General features: G+C 59.2%; 16 protein-coding genes and 1 pseudogene. 6 read left to right on the top strand and 11 right to left on the bottom strand.

Going from position 1 to position 15,970, the window contains the following annotated elements; genetic code table 11:
• Positions 1-23: 23 nt before the first annotated feature.
• The 11 genes from AC0QUY_RS31690 to AC0QUY_RS31640 form a co-directional block, all read right to left on the bottom strand.
• Positions 24-281 (bottom strand): hypothetical protein, encoded by a 258-nt coding sequence (locus AC0QUY_RS31690; protein WP_202639379.1) that lies wholly within the window; start codon positions 279-281, stop codon positions 24-26.
• A gap of 135 nt (positions 282-416) precedes the next feature.
• The gene (locus AC0QUY_RS31685; protein WP_371419322.1) at positions 417-1,109 is read right to left on the bottom strand and encodes a thermonuclease family protein; all 693 of its coding nucleotides are present in this window, start codon (positions 1,107-1,109) and stop codon (positions 417-419) included.
• 211 nt (positions 1,110-1,320) lie between these two features.
• On the bottom strand, positions 1,321-1,857 hold the full coding sequence (locus AC0QUY_RS31680; protein WP_161855402.1) for a cysteine hydrolase family protein: 537 nt from the start codon (positions 1,855-1,857) through the stop codon (positions 1,321-1,323).
• Positions 1,858-1,897: 40 nt separating this feature from the next.
• Positions 1,898-2,536, bottom strand: coding sequence for an acyl-homoserine-lactone synthase (locus AC0QUY_RS31675; RefSeq protein WP_202639348.1), 639 nt, complete (start codon positions 2,534-2,536; stop codon positions 1,898-1,900).
• A gap of 77 nt (positions 2,537-2,613) precedes the next feature.
• The gene (locus AC0QUY_RS31670; RefSeq protein WP_161856772.1) at positions 2,614-3,828 is read right to left on the bottom strand and encodes an MFS transporter; all 1,215 of its coding nucleotides are present in this window, start codon (positions 3,826-3,828) and stop codon (positions 2,614-2,616) included.
• 97 nt (positions 3,829-3,925) lie between these two features.
• Complete coding sequence (locus tag AC0QUY_RS31665; protein WP_202639380.1) at positions 3,926-4,474, bottom strand: hypothetical protein; 549 nt, start codon at positions 4,472-4,474, stop codon at positions 3,926-3,928.
• Positions 4,475-5,643: 1,169 nt separating this feature from the next.
• A complete protein-coding gene (locus tag AC0QUY_RS31660; RefSeq protein WP_161855404.1) occupies positions 5,644-5,949 on the bottom strand; it encodes a hypothetical protein in 306 nt (101 codons plus the stop codon).
• 688 nt (positions 5,950-6,637) lie between these two features.
• Positions 6,638-7,363: an autoinducer binding domain-containing protein gene (locus AC0QUY_RS31655; RefSeq protein WP_161855405.1), complete on the bottom strand. Its 726-nt coding sequence runs from the start codon at positions 7,361-7,363 to the stop codon at positions 6,638-6,640.
• Between the two features lie 82 nt (positions 7,364-7,445).
• Positions 7,446-8,528 carry an ISAs1 family transposase gene (locus tag AC0QUY_RS31650; RefSeq protein ID WP_161855406.1) on the bottom strand — a complete coding sequence of 361 codons (1,083 nt, stop codon included), beginning with the start codon at positions 8,526-8,528 and terminating at the stop codon, positions 7,446-7,448.
• A 143-nt stretch (positions 8,529-8,671) separates the two neighbouring features.
• Entirely contained in the window at positions 8,672-9,118 is a 447-nt protein-coding gene (locus tag AC0QUY_RS31645; protein ID WP_474416961.1) for an acyl-homoserine-lactone synthase, read from the bottom strand.
• A 303-nt stretch (positions 9,119-9,421) separates the two neighbouring features.
• Positions 9,422-9,847, bottom strand: coding sequence for a hypothetical protein (locus tag AC0QUY_RS31640; protein WP_202639113.1), 426 nt, complete (start codon positions 9,845-9,847; stop codon positions 9,422-9,424).
• Positions 9,848-10,144: 297 nt separating this feature from the next.
• Here AC0QUY_RS31640 and AC0QUY_RS31635 point away from each other — a divergent pair, with 297 nt between their 5' ends.
• From AC0QUY_RS31635 to AC0QUY_RS31610, 6 genes and pseudogenes are all read left to right on the top strand, one after another.
• Positions 10,145-11,233 carry a tetratricopeptide repeat protein gene (locus tag AC0QUY_RS31635; protein ID WP_161855408.1) on the top strand — a complete coding sequence of 363 codons (1,089 nt, stop codon included), beginning with the start codon at positions 10,145-10,147 and terminating at the stop codon, positions 11,231-11,233.
• A complete protein-coding gene (locus tag AC0QUY_RS31630; protein WP_246738290.1) occupies positions 11,230-13,623 on the top strand; it encodes a TonB-dependent receptor in 2,394 nt (797 codons plus the stop codon). Before AC0QUY_RS31635 ends, AC0QUY_RS31630 begins: the two co-directional genes overlap by 4 nt.
• A 6-nt stretch (positions 13,624-13,629) precedes the next feature.
• Positions 13,630-14,313 carry a Fe2+-dependent dioxygenase gene (locus tag AC0QUY_RS31625; RefSeq protein ID WP_161855410.1) on the top strand — a complete coding sequence of 228 codons (684 nt, stop codon included), beginning with the start codon at positions 13,630-13,632 and terminating at the stop codon, positions 14,311-14,313.
• 73 nt (positions 14,314-14,386) lie between these two features.
• Positions 14,387-14,845, top strand: a complete 459-nt coding sequence (locus AC0QUY_RS31620; RefSeq protein ID WP_161855411.1) for a hypothetical protein — start codon at positions 14,387-14,389, stop codon at positions 14,843-14,845.
• Positions 14,846-14,945: 100 nt separating this feature from the next.
• Positions 14,946-15,275: pseudogene (locus AC0QUY_RS31615) on the top strand (AraC family ligand binding domain-containing protein); the annotation flags it as partial.
• A gap of 117 nt (positions 15,276-15,392) precedes the next feature.
• Complete coding sequence (locus AC0QUY_RS31610; protein ID WP_474416960.1) at positions 15,393-15,788, top strand: helix-turn-helix domain-containing protein; 396 nt, start codon at positions 15,393-15,395, stop codon at positions 15,786-15,788.
• The last annotated feature ends 182 nt before the right edge of the window (positions 15,789-15,970 follow it).

Below are 15,970 nucleotides of genomic sequence, written 5' to 3'. Positions count from 1 at the left end.
CCTCACCTGCGGCTCGACCAGCGTCATCCTTTGACCGCGCAATCCGGTCGGGCCGGGCCGAGAAGAAAATGTTTGCGCCGATCTACACTCGCGGCAGCTGAACTTCCCTCCCGGACCTTTGCCTCAGCGTCATAGATTCTTATGCAAAGAAGAGGAAAGCGCTTCTTCAATTCTTCAGCACCTGCCCTGGCGCCATCGCTGGTCGCAAACCTGGTCTTCATGAGGCCATCCACCTCGATGGCGTAACCCGAAGCCGGCAATTCGTGGACAGCAGCAACCATTTTGATTCTTCCATAGAGCAAGGCAGATCGACGCAAATTGCTTAGCGCGAGTCGCCCGGATCGCGCCAGCGCCGCTTCGACCGGCAAGAGCGGCGAGCAGTAACGCGGCGAGCTCGAGGATTCGCTTCGGACCATTCAGCGATGGGCGTTCGCGTCATCCGAACAGTTCGTGGGGCTGCCCTGCGCGCGGAGACACGCGCGGTACAGCCAGGGTGCGACGTAGCTGCCTGCCCATACCCCTCGCCCCGCCCGGTCAGCCTCGCGCTGAACAACCGCGTACCTGCCTTTCGAAAATTGCGGCCAATCGAGCGCAAGGCCACTCCGCACCAGCCATTCGCCGAGATCTATTCCGTTCACGGAACAAGTCGCAACCGTGCGACCATACTGATCCTGGGAGAGCGGCGCGCAGGCCACCGGTCGGCCCGCGATGAAAGCATCGAGTTCGTTGGCGGCCTTCGCACCACAGCGGTACGGTCGACTATCATCAGCACGGCAAAGCTGGGTGCTCTCAGGCGTGTCGATTCCCCAAAGGCGAATCCGCTGTCCGCGAATTTCCAGCGTATCGCCACCGATGACGCTGGCCTGACCCGACAATTCTCCAGATAGCGCGACCCTGGACATGACAAGAAGCAGCAGAAAGGCGAGACCGACGGCCGCGCTTGCTCGAAGGCCGGGTACGTCGTTCGCCGCGATGCGACGGCAGGGCCTGCAGCCCGACAACCCCCAAGATTTGCTTTGAAAAAGTTCACTTACCCTATTGTAATTACAATATAAAAACAATCTTTCAAACAATGCTGCAGCCATAACCGCGCCATCAGGATTTGCCATTTGTTCTTCATATGTTCTATAGTGATCGCAAGCCTTCGTCCAGCCATTTGGCGTCTGTCGAGCTGCCGTGAGTTATTTTTTTGCGGTAAGAAGATCGATGACGATGACATTGCGCAAAACCACTGCCGGCTTTCTGTAAACCGAAGGTCGAGACCTTAGGATGCCGGCTTCGCTCAGCAGGCCCGCTGCGCGCCTGCGCGCGGCCGTTCTGTCACGACAGGAGCTTGATGACCCTTTGCATGGAATCGGGATCGTCCAGACACACCGCCCACTCCAACAAAGCCTGCCGAACGGTCGTCGTGAGCACGCCGTGAAGCGCCAGGCGATCAAGAACCAGCGAGCGGTCCGCCTCGCTGCGCGCCACCGAGAGATCGGCAAGCAAGCGCACATCGTAACCAAGCCTCACGGCCTCCAACGCGGCAATAAAAACTTCTTCTTCCAGGAAGGCTCCACCGAGAAAAATCACGCCCACATTCGAAGTCGCGATAGACGTCTTGAATCGCTCGTTTCGCCACAACGACAGACCATCACTTTCTAGCGACGAAATCGAACGAGCCAACTCGGCAGGCAATAGCGCGGCATCGAATTCTCCAATTGCATTCACGTCGACGCCAAGGATTTCAGAGACCGCCGGCAGCAAGGCCAGACTTTCACGCCACCGGGCGATGAACTCGCCCAAAGCGGCGTGAGATCCAACACGTGCGGGATTGATCAGAACGAGCCGGCTGTGCCGTGGGTCCGCCAGCATCTGGTCGACCTATCGTTTGTGAGGTCTGAAAACATGGCCATTACGCTGCGGTCTGAATGGCTTCCGGCCGGCTGAGAACCGGGCCTTCGATGCCGGCTTGACGGTACATGCTCAAGAGCGTCTCGCGAGATCCGTGCAGGACACCGGCAAGCGCCATGGTCTGACCTATCTTTTGGGGAGGCGCGAGACGCTCCAGCGCCCATCCCGCGCGCCGGAGAATGCGTTCCATTCTGGTATCGGTGACAGTCACGATACTGTCTGCGTCCATCAGGCCGAGGCTCTCGATCATCGCAGCAAACAGCATGAAGGTCGCACGATTAAGTCCGTTCCCCGCGAGCTGATCGGCGAGCCTGGTGTCAACGCAAAACCGCGAACTTTCCAGGATCCGGTTATTTCGAGGCGGGCTAGCCCCCGTCAGCAGCTGAGGGAACGTGTCGGCGAGCATCGTAGGCCCGGTTGTAGGAAGCAGCCTGACACAACCAACGACTTCTCGTCCGGCGGACACCAGCAGGAGATAGGTTGGATTCAAGGCATCGAAGACGTCGAGTTCAAGATCACCGGTGACGGACACGGTCCAGCCCAGACGATCCCTGAAAACGCGGCGGCGAAGGCGAAACATCGCGGCCAGCAGATCGAGGTTCAGCCCGAACTGATGTTGCGACAGCGCGATAACGTTCATGTAAATCTCCCGTTTAACAAAGGTGACACACAACCAGAGATCGCTTTTTGCGAAACCTGTTGTATTTTGCAGGTGGGTTAGACATTCGAAGAGGCGCGCAAGGTCCGCTTCGGGATGCGGAGAAACCAAGGAAGGGCGAACCAGAACCCCGCCACGATCTGGAGGGCCACGTTGAGAGCGAACGCGGCCTGATAGGCTACTTGCGGATACTGCCCGGCGTCGGACGACCAGTGCTGAAGCACAAGCCCGGTTCCGATTTGCACCGCGAACGCCGCGCCGATATGAAAAAAGTTCAGAAGCGCGTTGGCTCGCCCGGCGAGCTCTTTCGGAAACTGCTCGCTGAGGATCGCGTAACCGAGAACGGTTGCTGCGCCGACCGCGGCGATGACCGCCCACGGGAAGTACGACGGCAATGGCCATCGCAGGATGAGCGCGAGCTGCGCTGCGACGGCGACCGTCGCGGCGAACCCGAGGAGGGCTTGCGGAGCGATGCCACGCCTGCGAAGTCGATCGGCAGCTATCCCCCACAGCATCGCACCCAGGCTGACCGCGATGGCCATGACGAAGAGATGCCACACCATAGCGGCCCGGTTGAGACCTTCGACATCGGTGAGCCACTGCGCCGCCCATAAGCCCTGCAATGCCCAGGCAGTTCCGATCGTCGTCGCCGACAGCGGCACGAAGCGCCAGAAGCGGGGATCAGTATAGACCTGGTACAGCACTGCAGGGGCCGGGCCGGTTGCGGCCTTCGCGGTGTCGGGAACGACAAGGTAGATCACGGCCGCGCAGCCGACTGTCATGGCAGCGAACAAAGCGAACAGCCCGCGCCATCCGATCAAGGCAAGCAACAGATCGGCTGGCAAGGTCGCCGTAACGGCCCCCAAAGCGCCGAGCATGAGCATGAAGCCATTGAGAAGCGGCAGCCGATCGCTTGGAAACCACACAACGAGGGCTTTCAATCCAGCGTTCAGGGCACCCGCGACACCGAGCCCCATCAACGCCCGTGCTGCCAGCAGCAGAAAAAAATCGTCCGAAACAGCGAACAGTGCCGCACCTGAGGCGGCCGCTACCAGCAATGCGCTCTGGACCCGGCGCGGACCGTATCGGTCCAGAAGCACTCCGACTGGTATCTGCGCCGCAGCAAAGGTCAGAAAGAAAGCCGACGTCAGCAGACCAAGATCGCCGGCCGCAAATCCCAACTCCAATGTCAGCGGAGCAGCGACAAGGCCGTTGATGGTGCGAAACAGATAGGAAAGGTAGTAACCAGCCACGAACGGCAAAAGCACCCGCATGATCAGGACACGATTTTCCAGCAAAATTCGGCTTCCGTTACGGAACGCCGCCAGCCACGCCAGCGCGGCTCGCCCCGGTGAAGGCCGCAGCTCATCATCACGAATATCGCTGCCGGTAGCTGCGTCTGTGCACGGCCCGTCCAGGGTCGGCCGGAAAGTTGTCGGTGCTGCCGTCCTCCCGGACGGCAGCGGCGTTCTGAATCTCGTGGACCCAAGTCGATGCAGCGGAGCCAGTCCCGCAGGCGACGGACACATCGCCAGCAGGATCCCCCTCTACGTTTGCAGAAACAGCCGGCGCCGTGGCGTCAAGCCGGTCCATTGTCTCCTGCATCAGCGGCGTTCCCAGCTGGACACGCCGTTCCACCTGGGCCGCGAATTCGTCGAAACGCGCGGAGCCGAGCCGGCACGCGGCTGGCTGTGTCGCTGCCGGCAACTCCGGGGCAACCGCAAGGTGGAACCGGGCGTGAAGAGAGACGATCTCGCTTACGATGCCGAGATTCCGATCAAGCTGATCAACCTGGCCGCTCAAGTCGGCGAGCCGACCAGCCAGCATGGCAGCGTCAGTTGTGTCATCGGAAGCAAGAAACCGATCGATAGCGGCTTCGACCAGTGCCGATTTTGTGATTTCGCGGCGCTTTGCGGCCATCGTCAACCGCGCGGCTGTTCGCTTTGAGAGATAGACGCCGACCCTGGGTTTCATTGCGGAGCTCGCTTGAAGTCTGATGGAGGAGTGGCTGGCCTGTCCGCGAGCACAAGGCATTTGTGGTTCTCCACCACGCCGTGCGCGCAGAGCCGGGACTGCCGGGCTATCTCGAGCCAAAGCCATGTGTTAGTGCGACACCGAATCGCTCCGCCTTCTGCTGACCCTTCCGCAGCGGAACGAGCAGACGTCACGCTTATCCTGCGATGGGATGCGCGGCCCGAGGTGCATCTGCTGCCGATTGGAGTGCGGCAGACCAGCATCGATCAGAATGGATTTGACGTGATCGATAAAGCGATCCCAACGGACGTGTCGGAGCAAATCCCGATGGCAATAGCTGGAGGACGTGATTTGAACCCTCGGCTTCGGCATCACGACATCATCGACTTGAAGCATCGCTTCTCTCGCTCCTTTCGAAACATGGCGGTTTGACACCGCGCGCCGAACACTCGTGATCGAGACCAGTCAAATAATCTGCAATCACGATTGCCTTGACACCGATAACTATGTCGGAATGCTTGTCAGTCGGGAGGTGTCGATTGTGATAGCTTCACCTTTCGACACCCTCACCCCTCATCATATGGCGGCCAACGTGGCTGCCCGCTTCGGATGGTTTCGGACCTTCGAACAACACGGCTTGCAGACAGGCAGCCCCGATTGCCCGAAGCTGAATCCGGTCAGAGAAATCAACGATCAGTTTGCGAGAACGTGAACTGCGACCTGGCTGCCCGACAGGACGATGCAACGTCTGTACATCGTCATTTTTCAGGTCGGTGCCGTGTTCCTGCATCGTCGTCCTCGACGACCTATGCTGCAGATCAACGCCCGTCCGGACGGATTATCCAGGTTACGGAACCAATCGAGCCTTCAATTGCTCGAGCGAGAAACAGCCGTACCAGACGAGCACCCGTTTGGATGTGTGTCGTCCACTGAGAGGCAACGGCTGCACCGAAGTCTCAAATGATTCGACGCAATACCCATCGACGCAGTCAATCACTCCAAGGTATTCACCAGCAACAACTCGACGAGCGCGATCACCGCAAGGATCACTCGCCGAACGCGTTAGCGCAGCCAACCGCCTCGACATTCACGAGCCAGGGCGCCCTCACATTCCGTCACATCGACGATGACGGATTGTTGCCAGCCTGAAATGAGCACCATGGCGGATAGTCACCGCAAAACTCGAAAAAGTCGTCAAAATATACCAGCCCCAACTTTGTCAGACGAGACATGATCGTATTCAATGCCTCGCTTCCAAAGTGCGGTCCGAACGAGAGGAGATGGTCGTTAACGTCGAGTCCCTCCTCCACCTCCATGGCGGTGAACAAATCACGCAAATCGATTTGCCGCTCAACCAGAGCGTTTCGGCGTACGATCAAGCCGAATTCACTGGTTACGATGACGCTTGAATTATTTGTCATTAGGAAGCGTGACCCCGTCTGGAACAGTAATGATCACATTGTGAATGGGTGTATTTTGGATCGGTTGTATTATCGCGCGCCATTCGGCTCTACCCGTTTGGATCAGCGCAGCTTGGGGGACTGCAAAGTCGACGCGAACCGGACCCGTTCCGCCGGGCTGCCTTGCTCCCGGCAAGGTCACGTACAGGCGGTCGCCTCCGAGCCCCGACGGGATGGCAGTCCCAAAGTTTCTCAACCAGGCGCGCGCCTCTTCCAATGAGGCCCATCTCGAGACTTTGGCGTAGCCGTAGGGAGCGGATCCGGCGGACGCCCCTCGCCCGCGCGGGTACACAGCGTAAAACCCGCCACGTTGCATACTGCGATTGCTGGATTGCAGCTTCACGGGGTCGGAAAGGGCTTCATCAAACCCGCTTCCAGGGTGGTTGGCAAGATGATGGACCTTCAAATCCCTGACCCCTGATTCGGATCGAAATTCATCAGGGGCAACAATTCGATCTGCGGAGCTTTCACCGTGGTGGTGCAGCTTCACGCCCGAAGCGATGCGAGGCATTCTGGCCCTTCCGGTTTCATATCCCAGCCGTTCGAATATGGAGTAAGGCTACCCATCTGCGGCGTGTCGATAGCCGATTGAATAAAATTCGACACCCCTGGCCCGTTATTCCGAGTGAGCCTCCAGGAGATGCACGAGTTATAACAACTGACCACGACGAAACGCCTCCGCCACACAATGCGCGATCGAGCCAGCGTCAAGCTTTCGCCTTGCGTTCTCGAGATGAAACGCGACCGTCCGCGGCGCGATCTGGACGAGTACCGCGATATCGGAAATTGTCTTGCCACAAGCAACCCACGACAAGCATTGTCGTTCACGCTGCGTCAAAGCCGCTCCGTCGAGCGGTTTGCCGAGCTGCCGGTCGATCCGCGCCGACACATGAGCATGAAAATACAATCCGATCAGGCGAAGAACGTCGGTGGTTTCGGCAAGCAGGCGGTCGGTGCCGGCGAATGATTCGGCAGTCGCGAACGTGAACGCGGCAATCCGTCCAAAACCCATCCTGATCGGGACCGTGATGCCGGATTTGATCCCGAAGGTCGTGGCTTCGTCAAAAAACCTTTGCCGTTCTTTTGCTTCGCCTATGATGGGCGCACCACCCCAGGTAAACAAATCGTATTCCTTTGCGGCGCGCTGGACGACCGGGTCGATCTTTTGATAGCGAAGGTCGAAATACCTTTTGGTCCAGGATTTTGGGTAAGAGGACAACAGAGTTGGCGTGTCATCAGCGATACGTAGATAAGCGAATCGTTCAAACCCAAGTCTTCTGATGACGCGTGAGGCCACCCGCTCGAATCCCTCTTCGTCCGTGGCCGTCTCGAGCGCGTCGACGAATTCCTGAAATGCCTCTTCAGTGAGCTTCATCTGGGCTTTCCGGGCGAACCCGACACTCAATGTCCGGTGCGGGCCGAACGAACGAAAACTGACCTACCGTTGCCGGGTAGGGCTATCGCATATGGCCGAGAGCGGAGAGAAGGAAATCGTTGTTCCACCTGGCTTGGAGCATTTTGTGGCTGATGCGGTAGGGACCCGGTGTTGCCTGCAGAGCATTGAGAGCGAGCTTGCGGATAGCGGCGAGATTCTCGGCAGCATGATCCTTGCGGCTGCGGCAGGCATCTTCTTCGAACAGCACATCGAGAACCCAGTGCAGGTTGTTCTCGATGGCCCAGTGGGCGCGCACGACCTCGAGCAGCTTTTTGGGCGACAGCAGGCGCGAGGCCAAAAAGTATCGGACCGTGTGCTTGGCGGCCTTGCCGGCGTTGGCGCGCCAACTGTCGATGCGACCGACGGCAGCGATAGCGGGAAAGCCGTATTGCTTTGCCAATTGTGGTGCCGGGACGACGATAGCCTGCCGCCGTTCGAGTCGGCCGTGAGCGGCTGTCCGTCGCTGGCTTGCCCGCGCTGGCTTTCGGGCGGTGTCGAGCAACGTCTTGGCCGCCTTGAAGAGCCGGCCACGATTGCTCTTGATGGCCAACACGTAGTGCCCCTTGCGGTCGCGGATGGCCTGCGCCGTGTCGGGCCGGCAATGCAAGGCGTCGGCGGTGACAAGAGCGCCGTCCAGATCGAGCAGGGCGAGGACTTCGAGAACGCCGGCAACCTCGTTGCGATTGGGAGCCTTCCGCTGAGCCAATGCCATCCGCGTGCCATCCGCCCAGACATTGACCATATGCAGCGGCGTGGCCTGCCGGCCCCGCGTGAAGGCTCCGCGCAGCGCCTTGCCGTCGATGCTGACCACTCCCTTGACGCCGAAGCTCTTGCTGAACTTGCGCAAAACCTCTTCGAGCCCCCTCGGGTCCAGCGCACGCAAGACGTTGCTGAACGTATCGTGGCTGGGGATGCCGTATCTGAGCTCCAGGAACCGCCGCAACAGCTCCTCCCGGCCTCTGCCGAAAAACTCGAACTCGGTGCAGGTTTTGGCTCCAGCCAGTGTTGCCGCCAAGGCGATGACGAGGATCTCCACCAGATCGTGTCGCACGTTGCTGGCGCGCGGATCCTTGAGCGGTCGAAACAGCCGCTTGAGTTTGCGCATTCCGGTCTCCTTCGGGAATCGAGAGACACCCAAAGAATCCAGTTCCGACAGTCTGGCAACACCCCGCCAGCGCCATATGCGATTCCCCTACGTTGCCGGGCGAGCATCGATTCCTTCTTTTCCCGCCCTTGCAGCTGTGATCGTTACGCCCTCATTCCGGCCGAGCCGGATATATTCGAATGGGATTCTGCGGAATTTTCCAGCTTCGACCGCCAGAGTTTCCTCATATCTAGGCTGAAGGTGGTGCTTCCATCGCTGAGCTCATGACCCGGCGCATTCAAGTCGGCGGCATAACCGAACTCCACGATCATTCCAACCAACGAGATGTCCCGCTGCAAGCGGGGTATTGAGGAAAGCAACTCCTGTCCGGATGCGCCGTGAGACCGAACAATCCGCGCTGTGGGCCTTCGCGCTCGAATGGAATCACATGTGGGGCCGCTCGGGATCTGATTGGTCCCAAGACGTGCCGCAACGTTATCGCGCAGCATGGTCGGGCCGGTGGTCGGTAACAGTCGTACGGAGCCAACGAGGTCTTCTTCGGGCGACATGACGAGCAAGTAGGTCGGCTTGAGCTGTCGTAGATGTCGAATTCGATGTCGCCGCTAACCGGCGCGTCGTAGTCGCGATTATCGAGGACGCGACGCCGCAACTCGAACATCTTGGTCAGCAGATCAAGATGGTGCCCAGCCAGCGTGTGATCGATAGCGACAGCATACATGGATAATGATTCTCAACTATCCGCCCAGAAGAACAGAAAACTGAGCGAGGCTTTCTGATGGCTCATGAGAGCGGGTCGCGGCGCTGAGCAACGTCGCTTTCGAGAGCAATCGCTGTCGCAGCGAGAGTTCAGAGGGCCTCCTCGTTCGAGGACAACAGGTCGTCTGGACAGATCTTCAGCCTGCCTCACCCGGTCGCCTGCTTGGAGAGGCGGACTTCAGCAGCCCATTCGCCATCTCAAGCGCCTCCGCCTCTGAAGCGGCGACCAGCATCGGGTATCCCCAAAACTTCTCTGACACGATCTGGAAGGCTCTCATGCCGAGCCGCTTCGCCCGTGAGGGCTCAACATAGATCAGGGCCTTCACAAATTCGCGCAATCGCGGTTTGTGCTTCTTTGACCAGAGCGCAAGCTTTCTCTGCTCATCCGGATCGTGCTCGTGTTCGTCGATGTCGGCGTTTGCCCCCTGTCCTATGATAACGAACGGCGTGCCACGATCGAGGAGGGCTTCGAAAGCAGCGAAGGCCTCGTCGGTCGTTCCTGCCAGGCCCTGATCGTAAGACAGCCTTACAATCGGAAAAGTCGCGGCATTCAACAGCATCATCACCCCTATCGGTCAGTTTGCGCAGCGTGGTTCAATTCGCGTGCGCATGATCAGTGACGATAGTTTGGATGATGCCTCAACTCATTCATCTAAGGCGCCAAAGCGTTACCCAAAACAGACAATCACTGCGACCGGCAACCAGATGCTGCGTTGCCAGCGCCTTAGTGGCATTTTGGACGAATTCTTGGCCGCTGGCTGAATTGAACAATGGACTGGCCGAATTGCACGATGCGGCGTCCCACTACCCTGCTGTAGCCATTCCGCTGGATCACGACCTACCTGAAATGGCGAAACACGATGCCGAGCTACCTGTTGCCCACTCGTATTTCCAAGCGACTCTCGGATAGGCTGGCAAATCCCTATGCCTCAATAACCCTCCCCCGACCGGTCCTGCAGATTCGCGCCCAGCGTTTGACCAAGGCGCAGCTGCGGGACTTGCTCATCAGCAATCCCCACGATGCGACGCAATGGATCAAGGCCGCAGCCGAGGCCGATATCATTCCCGCACAGATCGTGTGGGGTCAGTTGCTGCTCGATGGGACGCGGGTAGCGCGTGATCCGGCGGCTGCCTTCGTCTGGTTCGAACGCGCCGCCCGATCCGGGGACCTGGACGGACAAAACATGGTCGGCCGGTGCTACGAACAAGGCTGGGGTGTCGAACCGAATCCGAAGCTCGCGACGATTTTTTTCGAGGCGGCCGCGCGAGCCGGCCACGTCTGGGGCCAAGTCAATCTCGCGCAGATGCTGATGCGCGGCGGAAATCCGGAGGATCGGCCGCGGAGTTTCGAGCTCTTTCGGGCAGCAGCTGAAGGGGGCACCTCCAAGGCGAATCTGAAGGCAATGAATTCTCTCGCTCGATTCCTTGAAGAAGGATGGGCAGTGCCGGCCGATCCGAGAGGCGCCTTCTACTGGTACAGCCGTGCAGCTGGGCTTGGCGACCACTGGGCCCAGTACAATCTTGCCACGATCCTGCACGCTGGCGGTGACCTGGCCGGTGCTGATGTTTGGCTGGAACGTGCGGTCTCCGGCGGCGATGACGGCTTTCGCCGGCGCATTGCACCGCTATTGCTGGCGCGCGGCGAACTTGCGCTACGCCGGCACGGCCTCGAGGCACTCAGGCGAATAGCAGCCTCCGGCAGTCCCGCCGACGTGCACGCGTATGCCTCCGCAGTCCGCGAGACAGCGGCCGCATCTTCGGACATCGACAGGGCCAAGAGGCGATCGAAGCAGCCGGAAGGTCATGGACGTGCGGATTCGCGACGGCGTCTTCCGGCGTCGATCAGCGCATGCCTTGTTGGTTATCTCGCCGGCCGTATCGAAGCGATTTCACGCCGCATCACGAAACCATCCAACGCAACATCATCAAGCTCAGTGGGGGCTCTGTGACCATCATCCAAACCTTGCGACCAGCACTTTCCGGACTTGGGGCAGCAGCGAGCCTGGCAAACGGCTTTCTATTCGTTACCGCCGCCAACGCGGAAGGCCAGAACAATCAGCCAACGCCGGCGCCCGCGGACAAGGCTACAGCGCTTCCACCAGTCGAGGTGGACGCTCCTGTTACCAAGCGGCGACGAGCGTCGAACGCCGGCTCGAAGTCGGCCTCGAGGCCTGTCCCGGCCAGCCATCCGAGCAAACCGGCCGAACCGCGTCCGCAGACTGCGTCCTCGGCTCTTTCGCCTGGGAATTCGCTGCAGCGAACCACAGGTCTCAGCCGTCTTTCCGATTCTCTACAAAGCACGCCGCAAACCGTCACTGTCATACCGCGCCTTGTAATCGAGCAGCAGCAAGCAGCCACCATCAATCAGGTGCTGCAATATGTGCCGGGGATCACCGTCGCCACCGGAGAAGGCAATGGTGGCATCAACGGAGATCAGTTCCGCATCCGGGGTTTTGACGCTTCTGGCGATGTGTATGTCGACGGCTTACGCGATTTTGGTTCCTATGTGCGCGATAGTTTTGCAACCGAAAATGTATTGGTGCTGAAGGGACCCTCGTCACAGAGCTTCGGCAATGGCACGACGGGCGGCGTCATTGAGATTGAGAGCAAGAAAGCCCATCTCGGCAACCAATCATCATTCGAGGCCTCGGCTGGGACAGGACCCTACGGACGCGGCATTCTCGATATCAATCGGCAGATCAACGACACCACGGCCTTGAGGATCATCGCCATGGGGAACGGGCAGGATATTGTCGATCGCGACCATGTCTATTCCAACCGGGGCGGTTTCCTCGGCTCGCTAGGACTTGGCCTCGGCACCGACCAATCCCTGATCTTCAACTATCTGCACCAGGACAGCGTTCAACGCCCCGATTTCGGCGTTCCGATCGTCAGCGTGCCGGGCGTCGTCGGGAAGCCCGTGACGGAGTACGGAGTTCCCCGCTCAAACTATTTCGGCCGGGAAAGTGATCGCGACCGCGCGACGGCCGACGTTGCAACCGCTCTCTACAAGGGCGAATTCGGCGATTGGCTCACGTTAACGAACGACACGCGTGTCGGTTACTACACACGTGATCTGAAGTTTACGCCCGCGCTCTGCGCCTCTCCCGGCTTTCCTTTTCCAAGCAGCTGCGCAACGGACGTTCTCGCCGGCAATCTGGCGACGCCCTACACAATCTGGTCCGTCGGCGGGACGAAGCAGGTAAGTCACGGCGGGGAAAACGTAACGACTGCCACGATGCGTTTTGACACCGGGCCGTTTCGGCACAAGCTCGTCGCCGGCTTTGATGTCTATTCCCAACACGCGACGACGGGTTTTTACCTTCCTTCAGGCCCCGAGCCGGCAGGGACTCTTCTCGATCCCGTGTTTGCGAACTCACCCGGGTTTGCACTGACGGTGTCGCCGGGCAATCAATTGTCGGCCACGAGCTGGGATATCGGCCCCTTTATAAGCGACCGCATGTGGTTGACGCCCATGCTCTCGATCCTTGCGGGTGTTCGATGGGATCACTATCGGGTCGACGGCCAGGTAGGCGCGTCTCCGCTTGCGACGACGACCGAGTTCGCCAGCCCAAAAGCATCCCTGATCTTCGAGCCCACCACGCATCAAAGTTACTACTTCAGCTATGCACGTTCATTCACGCCGCCGGGCAACAACATCACTTCGCTGAGTTCATCGCTCGGCCTATCCCAGGCGCCAAGCGCTGCAAACCTTCAGCCGGAAGCGGATACGACCTTCGAGTTCGGTGCGAAGTGGGGCCTGTTCGAGGACCGCCTCGGCTTGACGGCAGCATTGTTCCGCGTCGAGAAGAACAACGCTTCCTATACCGACCAGGCATCGGGAATACAGACGACCACCGACGACAAGGTGCAAGTCCAGGGGGTTGAGCTCGGCTTGACTGGCAAGCTCACGGCGAACTGGGATGTGCAGGCGTCCTATTCATACATGGACAGCAAGATCATCGCGTCGTCGATTAGTCCTTTCACGCCTGTGTCGGCCGCGGGCAATCGGGTCCCGTACGTGTCGCAACATGGCCTGGCGATCTGGACCACATATGACATCGCTCCCCTGCTGCCGAACCTGCCGGGTCATATGCTTGTTGGAGGCGGGCTCAACTATCGTTCGGATTATTACCTCAACAACCTCAACTCGATGCTGATCCCAGCGGCGACCACGATCGACGCAATGCTCTCCTTCGATCCCAACGAGCGACACCATCTCGCGCTCAAGCTCACGAATCTTACGAACAAGCTGACCTACAGCTCTGCTTTCGGTAACGGCTACGCGACTCCCGTTGCAGGCCGCAGCGTCACCCTCACCGCAGCAATCAGATTCTGAAAACACATGCTCATCGAAATCCCAGACCTGCTATCCGCCGACGAAGTCAAGTCCGTACGCAGTATCATCGAAGCCGCTGACTGGATCGACGGACGGGCAACTGCGGGTGAGCTGGCATCGCTCGCCAAACGCAATGTTCAACTTCATGAAGAGTCGCCTCAGGCTCGCCAAGCCGGCGACATCATCCTGCGAGCTCTCGGCCGGAATGCACTATTCAACAGTGCCGCTCTGCCCTTGCGCGTCCTGCCGCCCCTTTTCAACCGATACGACACCGGGATGTTCTTCGATGCCCATGTCGATGGTGCGGTGCGAGCCGCGCCTGGACTCGGCACTCGCATGCGCGCCGACCTGTCTTCAACCCTCTTCCTCACAGCACCCGATGACTACGACGGTGGCGAGCTGATCATCGAAGACAGTTACGGCGTTCACGCCGTAAAGTTGGCGGCCGGCAGCATGGTCCTGTATCCAGCGGGGAGCCTGCATCGCGTGAGCGAGATTACGCGAGGTGCGCGTTTGTCATCCTTCTTCTGGACCCAATCGATGATCAACGACGAGGGGCTTCGGACAGTGCTCTATGATCTCGACCGGGGTATTATTGAACTGCGCAGATCCGTGGCGGGCGATGCGCGAGGTATCCTTATGCTTACAGGCGTCTATCACAATCTTCTGAGACGGTGGGCGGATCTGTGAGAGCGGCTCTGACGCTCTCACACGAACTTGGTTCTACAGTCCAAAACTGTCCACTTCCAACTGGGTTATCGCAATGACTGATATGACAGCTGAACTCGGCGTTCAACTTGCCCGTCAAAAGGCGGCGTTGCTGTGGACGCTCTGTGGACTCGGAAACACGATCTACGCAGCCATCCAAATCCTCACATTCGTGAACCACCAAATCGACAGCTCCGGTACGGCACCGACGGTATTCGATGCGATGGCCCTTTGGTACTTCGGTGTCGTATGCTCGCTATGGATCGTGCCCCCTCTATTTCCCCTCATCACTTCGGGGCGAGCTGCGAATCTGGCCTCGCCCCTCCTGGGTGGCTTTCTGGTCGTCACCAGCGTCGCAGGCGGTCTCTTTGACGGGGTGCGCGACGGCCTTCATATCGCAGCGACAGCTGTCCTTGCCCTAGCTCTGCCCGGGATTTTCGCAATTCGCGCATCTTGGCGATTACTGCGATTTACAGCTGCGCCTGCCCATCTTGTAAAGGAGTCGGCATCCTAGATGGCCCTGAAGCGAGCCGCCACTGCTGGTTTAGATTAGTTCAAAAATGACGCAGTTCTGGCTGGCCGCTCTCTCGTCGATTTGCGATGGTCGACTTTGAATGACTTGGCGGCCAGCCGCCGACACAAGACGTCTGAAAGGCGGCGAGATGCTCTCCCCCTCCCTTGGGACCGACATCGATAGCGTACCCCGCACAATTGCGCTGCGAAGCGGAATGCTATCGAATGAGTGGACCTATGGTCGGCATCGGCATCGCAAGGCTCAGTTGCTGTACTCGCTACGGGGTATTCTCTGCTGCGAGACGGCCAATACCGTTTGGCTTGTACCGCCCGGATGCGCGTTATGGATCCCAGCTCAACTGGCGCATTCGGCTCGCGGCGATGGCCTCGTAGAATGCCACTGCCTCTATATCGAACCGAACTCCGCCAGGAGCCTCCCGAAGACGTGTTGCACCATCTCGATATCACCCCTGGTCCGGGAGTTGATCCTGAAGCTGGCTCAACTTCCGGAATGCTACCCGCTAGGAGGTCGCGAGGACCGGCTGGTGATGACCTTGATGGACGAGCTGTCCGATGCACCGATTAGCAGCCTGAACCTGCCGATGCCAGGAGAGGCGCGCCTTCGGCGTCTCGCGGAGATGCTGATAGCCGATCCAAGTGCGAAGACCTCGTTCGCGAACTGGGCAAGTTCGCTTGGCATGAGCGAGCGCACCTTAAGCCGCCTGCTTCTCCAAGAAATCGGGATGAGTTTCGGACGCTGGCGACACCAGCTTCATGTAATCCTCGCAGTGCAAAGAATCGCGAGTGGTGAAAGTGTAAAAACCGTCGCCCTAGAGCTCGGATACGAAAACGCCAGCAGTTTCGTCAATATGTTCAGGAAGACCTTGGGCAAACCTCCGGTTCGCTACCTGACCGAACATCGTACAATTCTTGTCAGCGGCTGAACTGTGTAAGTCCAAAAAGCCCTAGGGCCGTTCGGGGCAATCCAGGAGATAGGTCGTCGGCCGTGAAGAACGCCGGATTTCAACTCGGGACGAATTGAAGTCGGACCGTGAGCTGGGCGAGGAACTGGCGCAACAAGAGCTCGAGCCAGCGGATGAGACGCCGGAAGTTGTAGCCCGCTGCG

The sequence above is a fragment of the Bradyrhizobium sp. WYCCWR15520 genome (genome assembly GCF_056174665.1).
Note: the sequence above shows the minus strand (reverse complement) of the source record. Positions and strands in the feature narration are given on the sequence as shown.

Coding starts and splice junctions, on each gene's coding strand:
- AC0QUY_RS31670 (WP_161856772.1), bottom strand. CDS start 3,828: ATGCGGGTGCTTTTGCCGTTCGTGGCTGGTTACTACCTTTCCTATCTG.
- AC0QUY_RS31625 (WP_161855410.1), top strand. CDS start 13,630: ATGCTCATCGAAATCCCAGACCTGCTATCCGCCGACGAAGTCAAGTCC.
- AC0QUY_RS31690 (WP_202639379.1), bottom strand. CDS start 281: ATGGTTGCTGCTGTCCACGAATTGCCGGCTTCGGGTTACGCCATCGAG.
- AC0QUY_RS31650 (WP_161855406.1), bottom strand. CDS start 8,528: ATGCGCAAACTCAAGCGGCTGTTTCGACCGCTCAAGGATCCGCGCGCC.
- AC0QUY_RS31680 (WP_161855402.1), bottom strand. CDS start 1,857: ATGCTGGCGGACCCACGGCACAGCCGGCTCGTTCTGATCAATCCCGCA.
- AC0QUY_RS31675 (WP_202639348.1), bottom strand. CDS start 2,536: ATGAACGTTATCGCGCTGTCGCAACATCAGTTCGGGCTGAACCTCGAT.
- AC0QUY_RS31660 (WP_161855404.1), bottom strand. CDS start 5,949: ATGACAAATAATTCAAGCGTCATCGTAACCAGTGAATTCGGCTTGATC.
- AC0QUY_RS31610 (WP_474416960.1), top strand. CDS start 15,393: ATGACCTTGATGGACGAGCTGTCCGATGCACCGATTAGCAGCCTGAAC.
- AC0QUY_RS31665 (WP_202639380.1), bottom strand. CDS start 4,474: ATGGCCGCAAAGCGCCGCGAAATCACAAAATCGGCACTGGTCGAAGCC.
- AC0QUY_RS31640 (WP_202639113.1), bottom strand. CDS start 9,847: ATGATGCTGTTGAATGCCGCGACTTTTCCGATTGTAAGGCTGTCTTAC.
- AC0QUY_RS31655 (WP_161855405.1), bottom strand. CDS start 7,363: ATGAAGCTCACTGAAGAGGCATTTCAGGAATTCGTCGACGCGCTCGAG.
- AC0QUY_RS31635 (WP_161855408.1), top strand. CDS start 10,145: ATGCCGAGCTACCTGTTGCCCACTCGTATTTCCAAGCGACTCTCGGAT.
- AC0QUY_RS31685 (WP_371419322.1), bottom strand. CDS start 1,109: ATGGCAAATCCTGATGGCGCGGTTATGGCTGCAGCATTGTTTGAAAGA.
- AC0QUY_RS31620 (WP_161855411.1), top strand. CDS start 14,387: ATGACTGATATGACAGCTGAACTCGGCGTTCAACTTGCCCGTCAAAAG.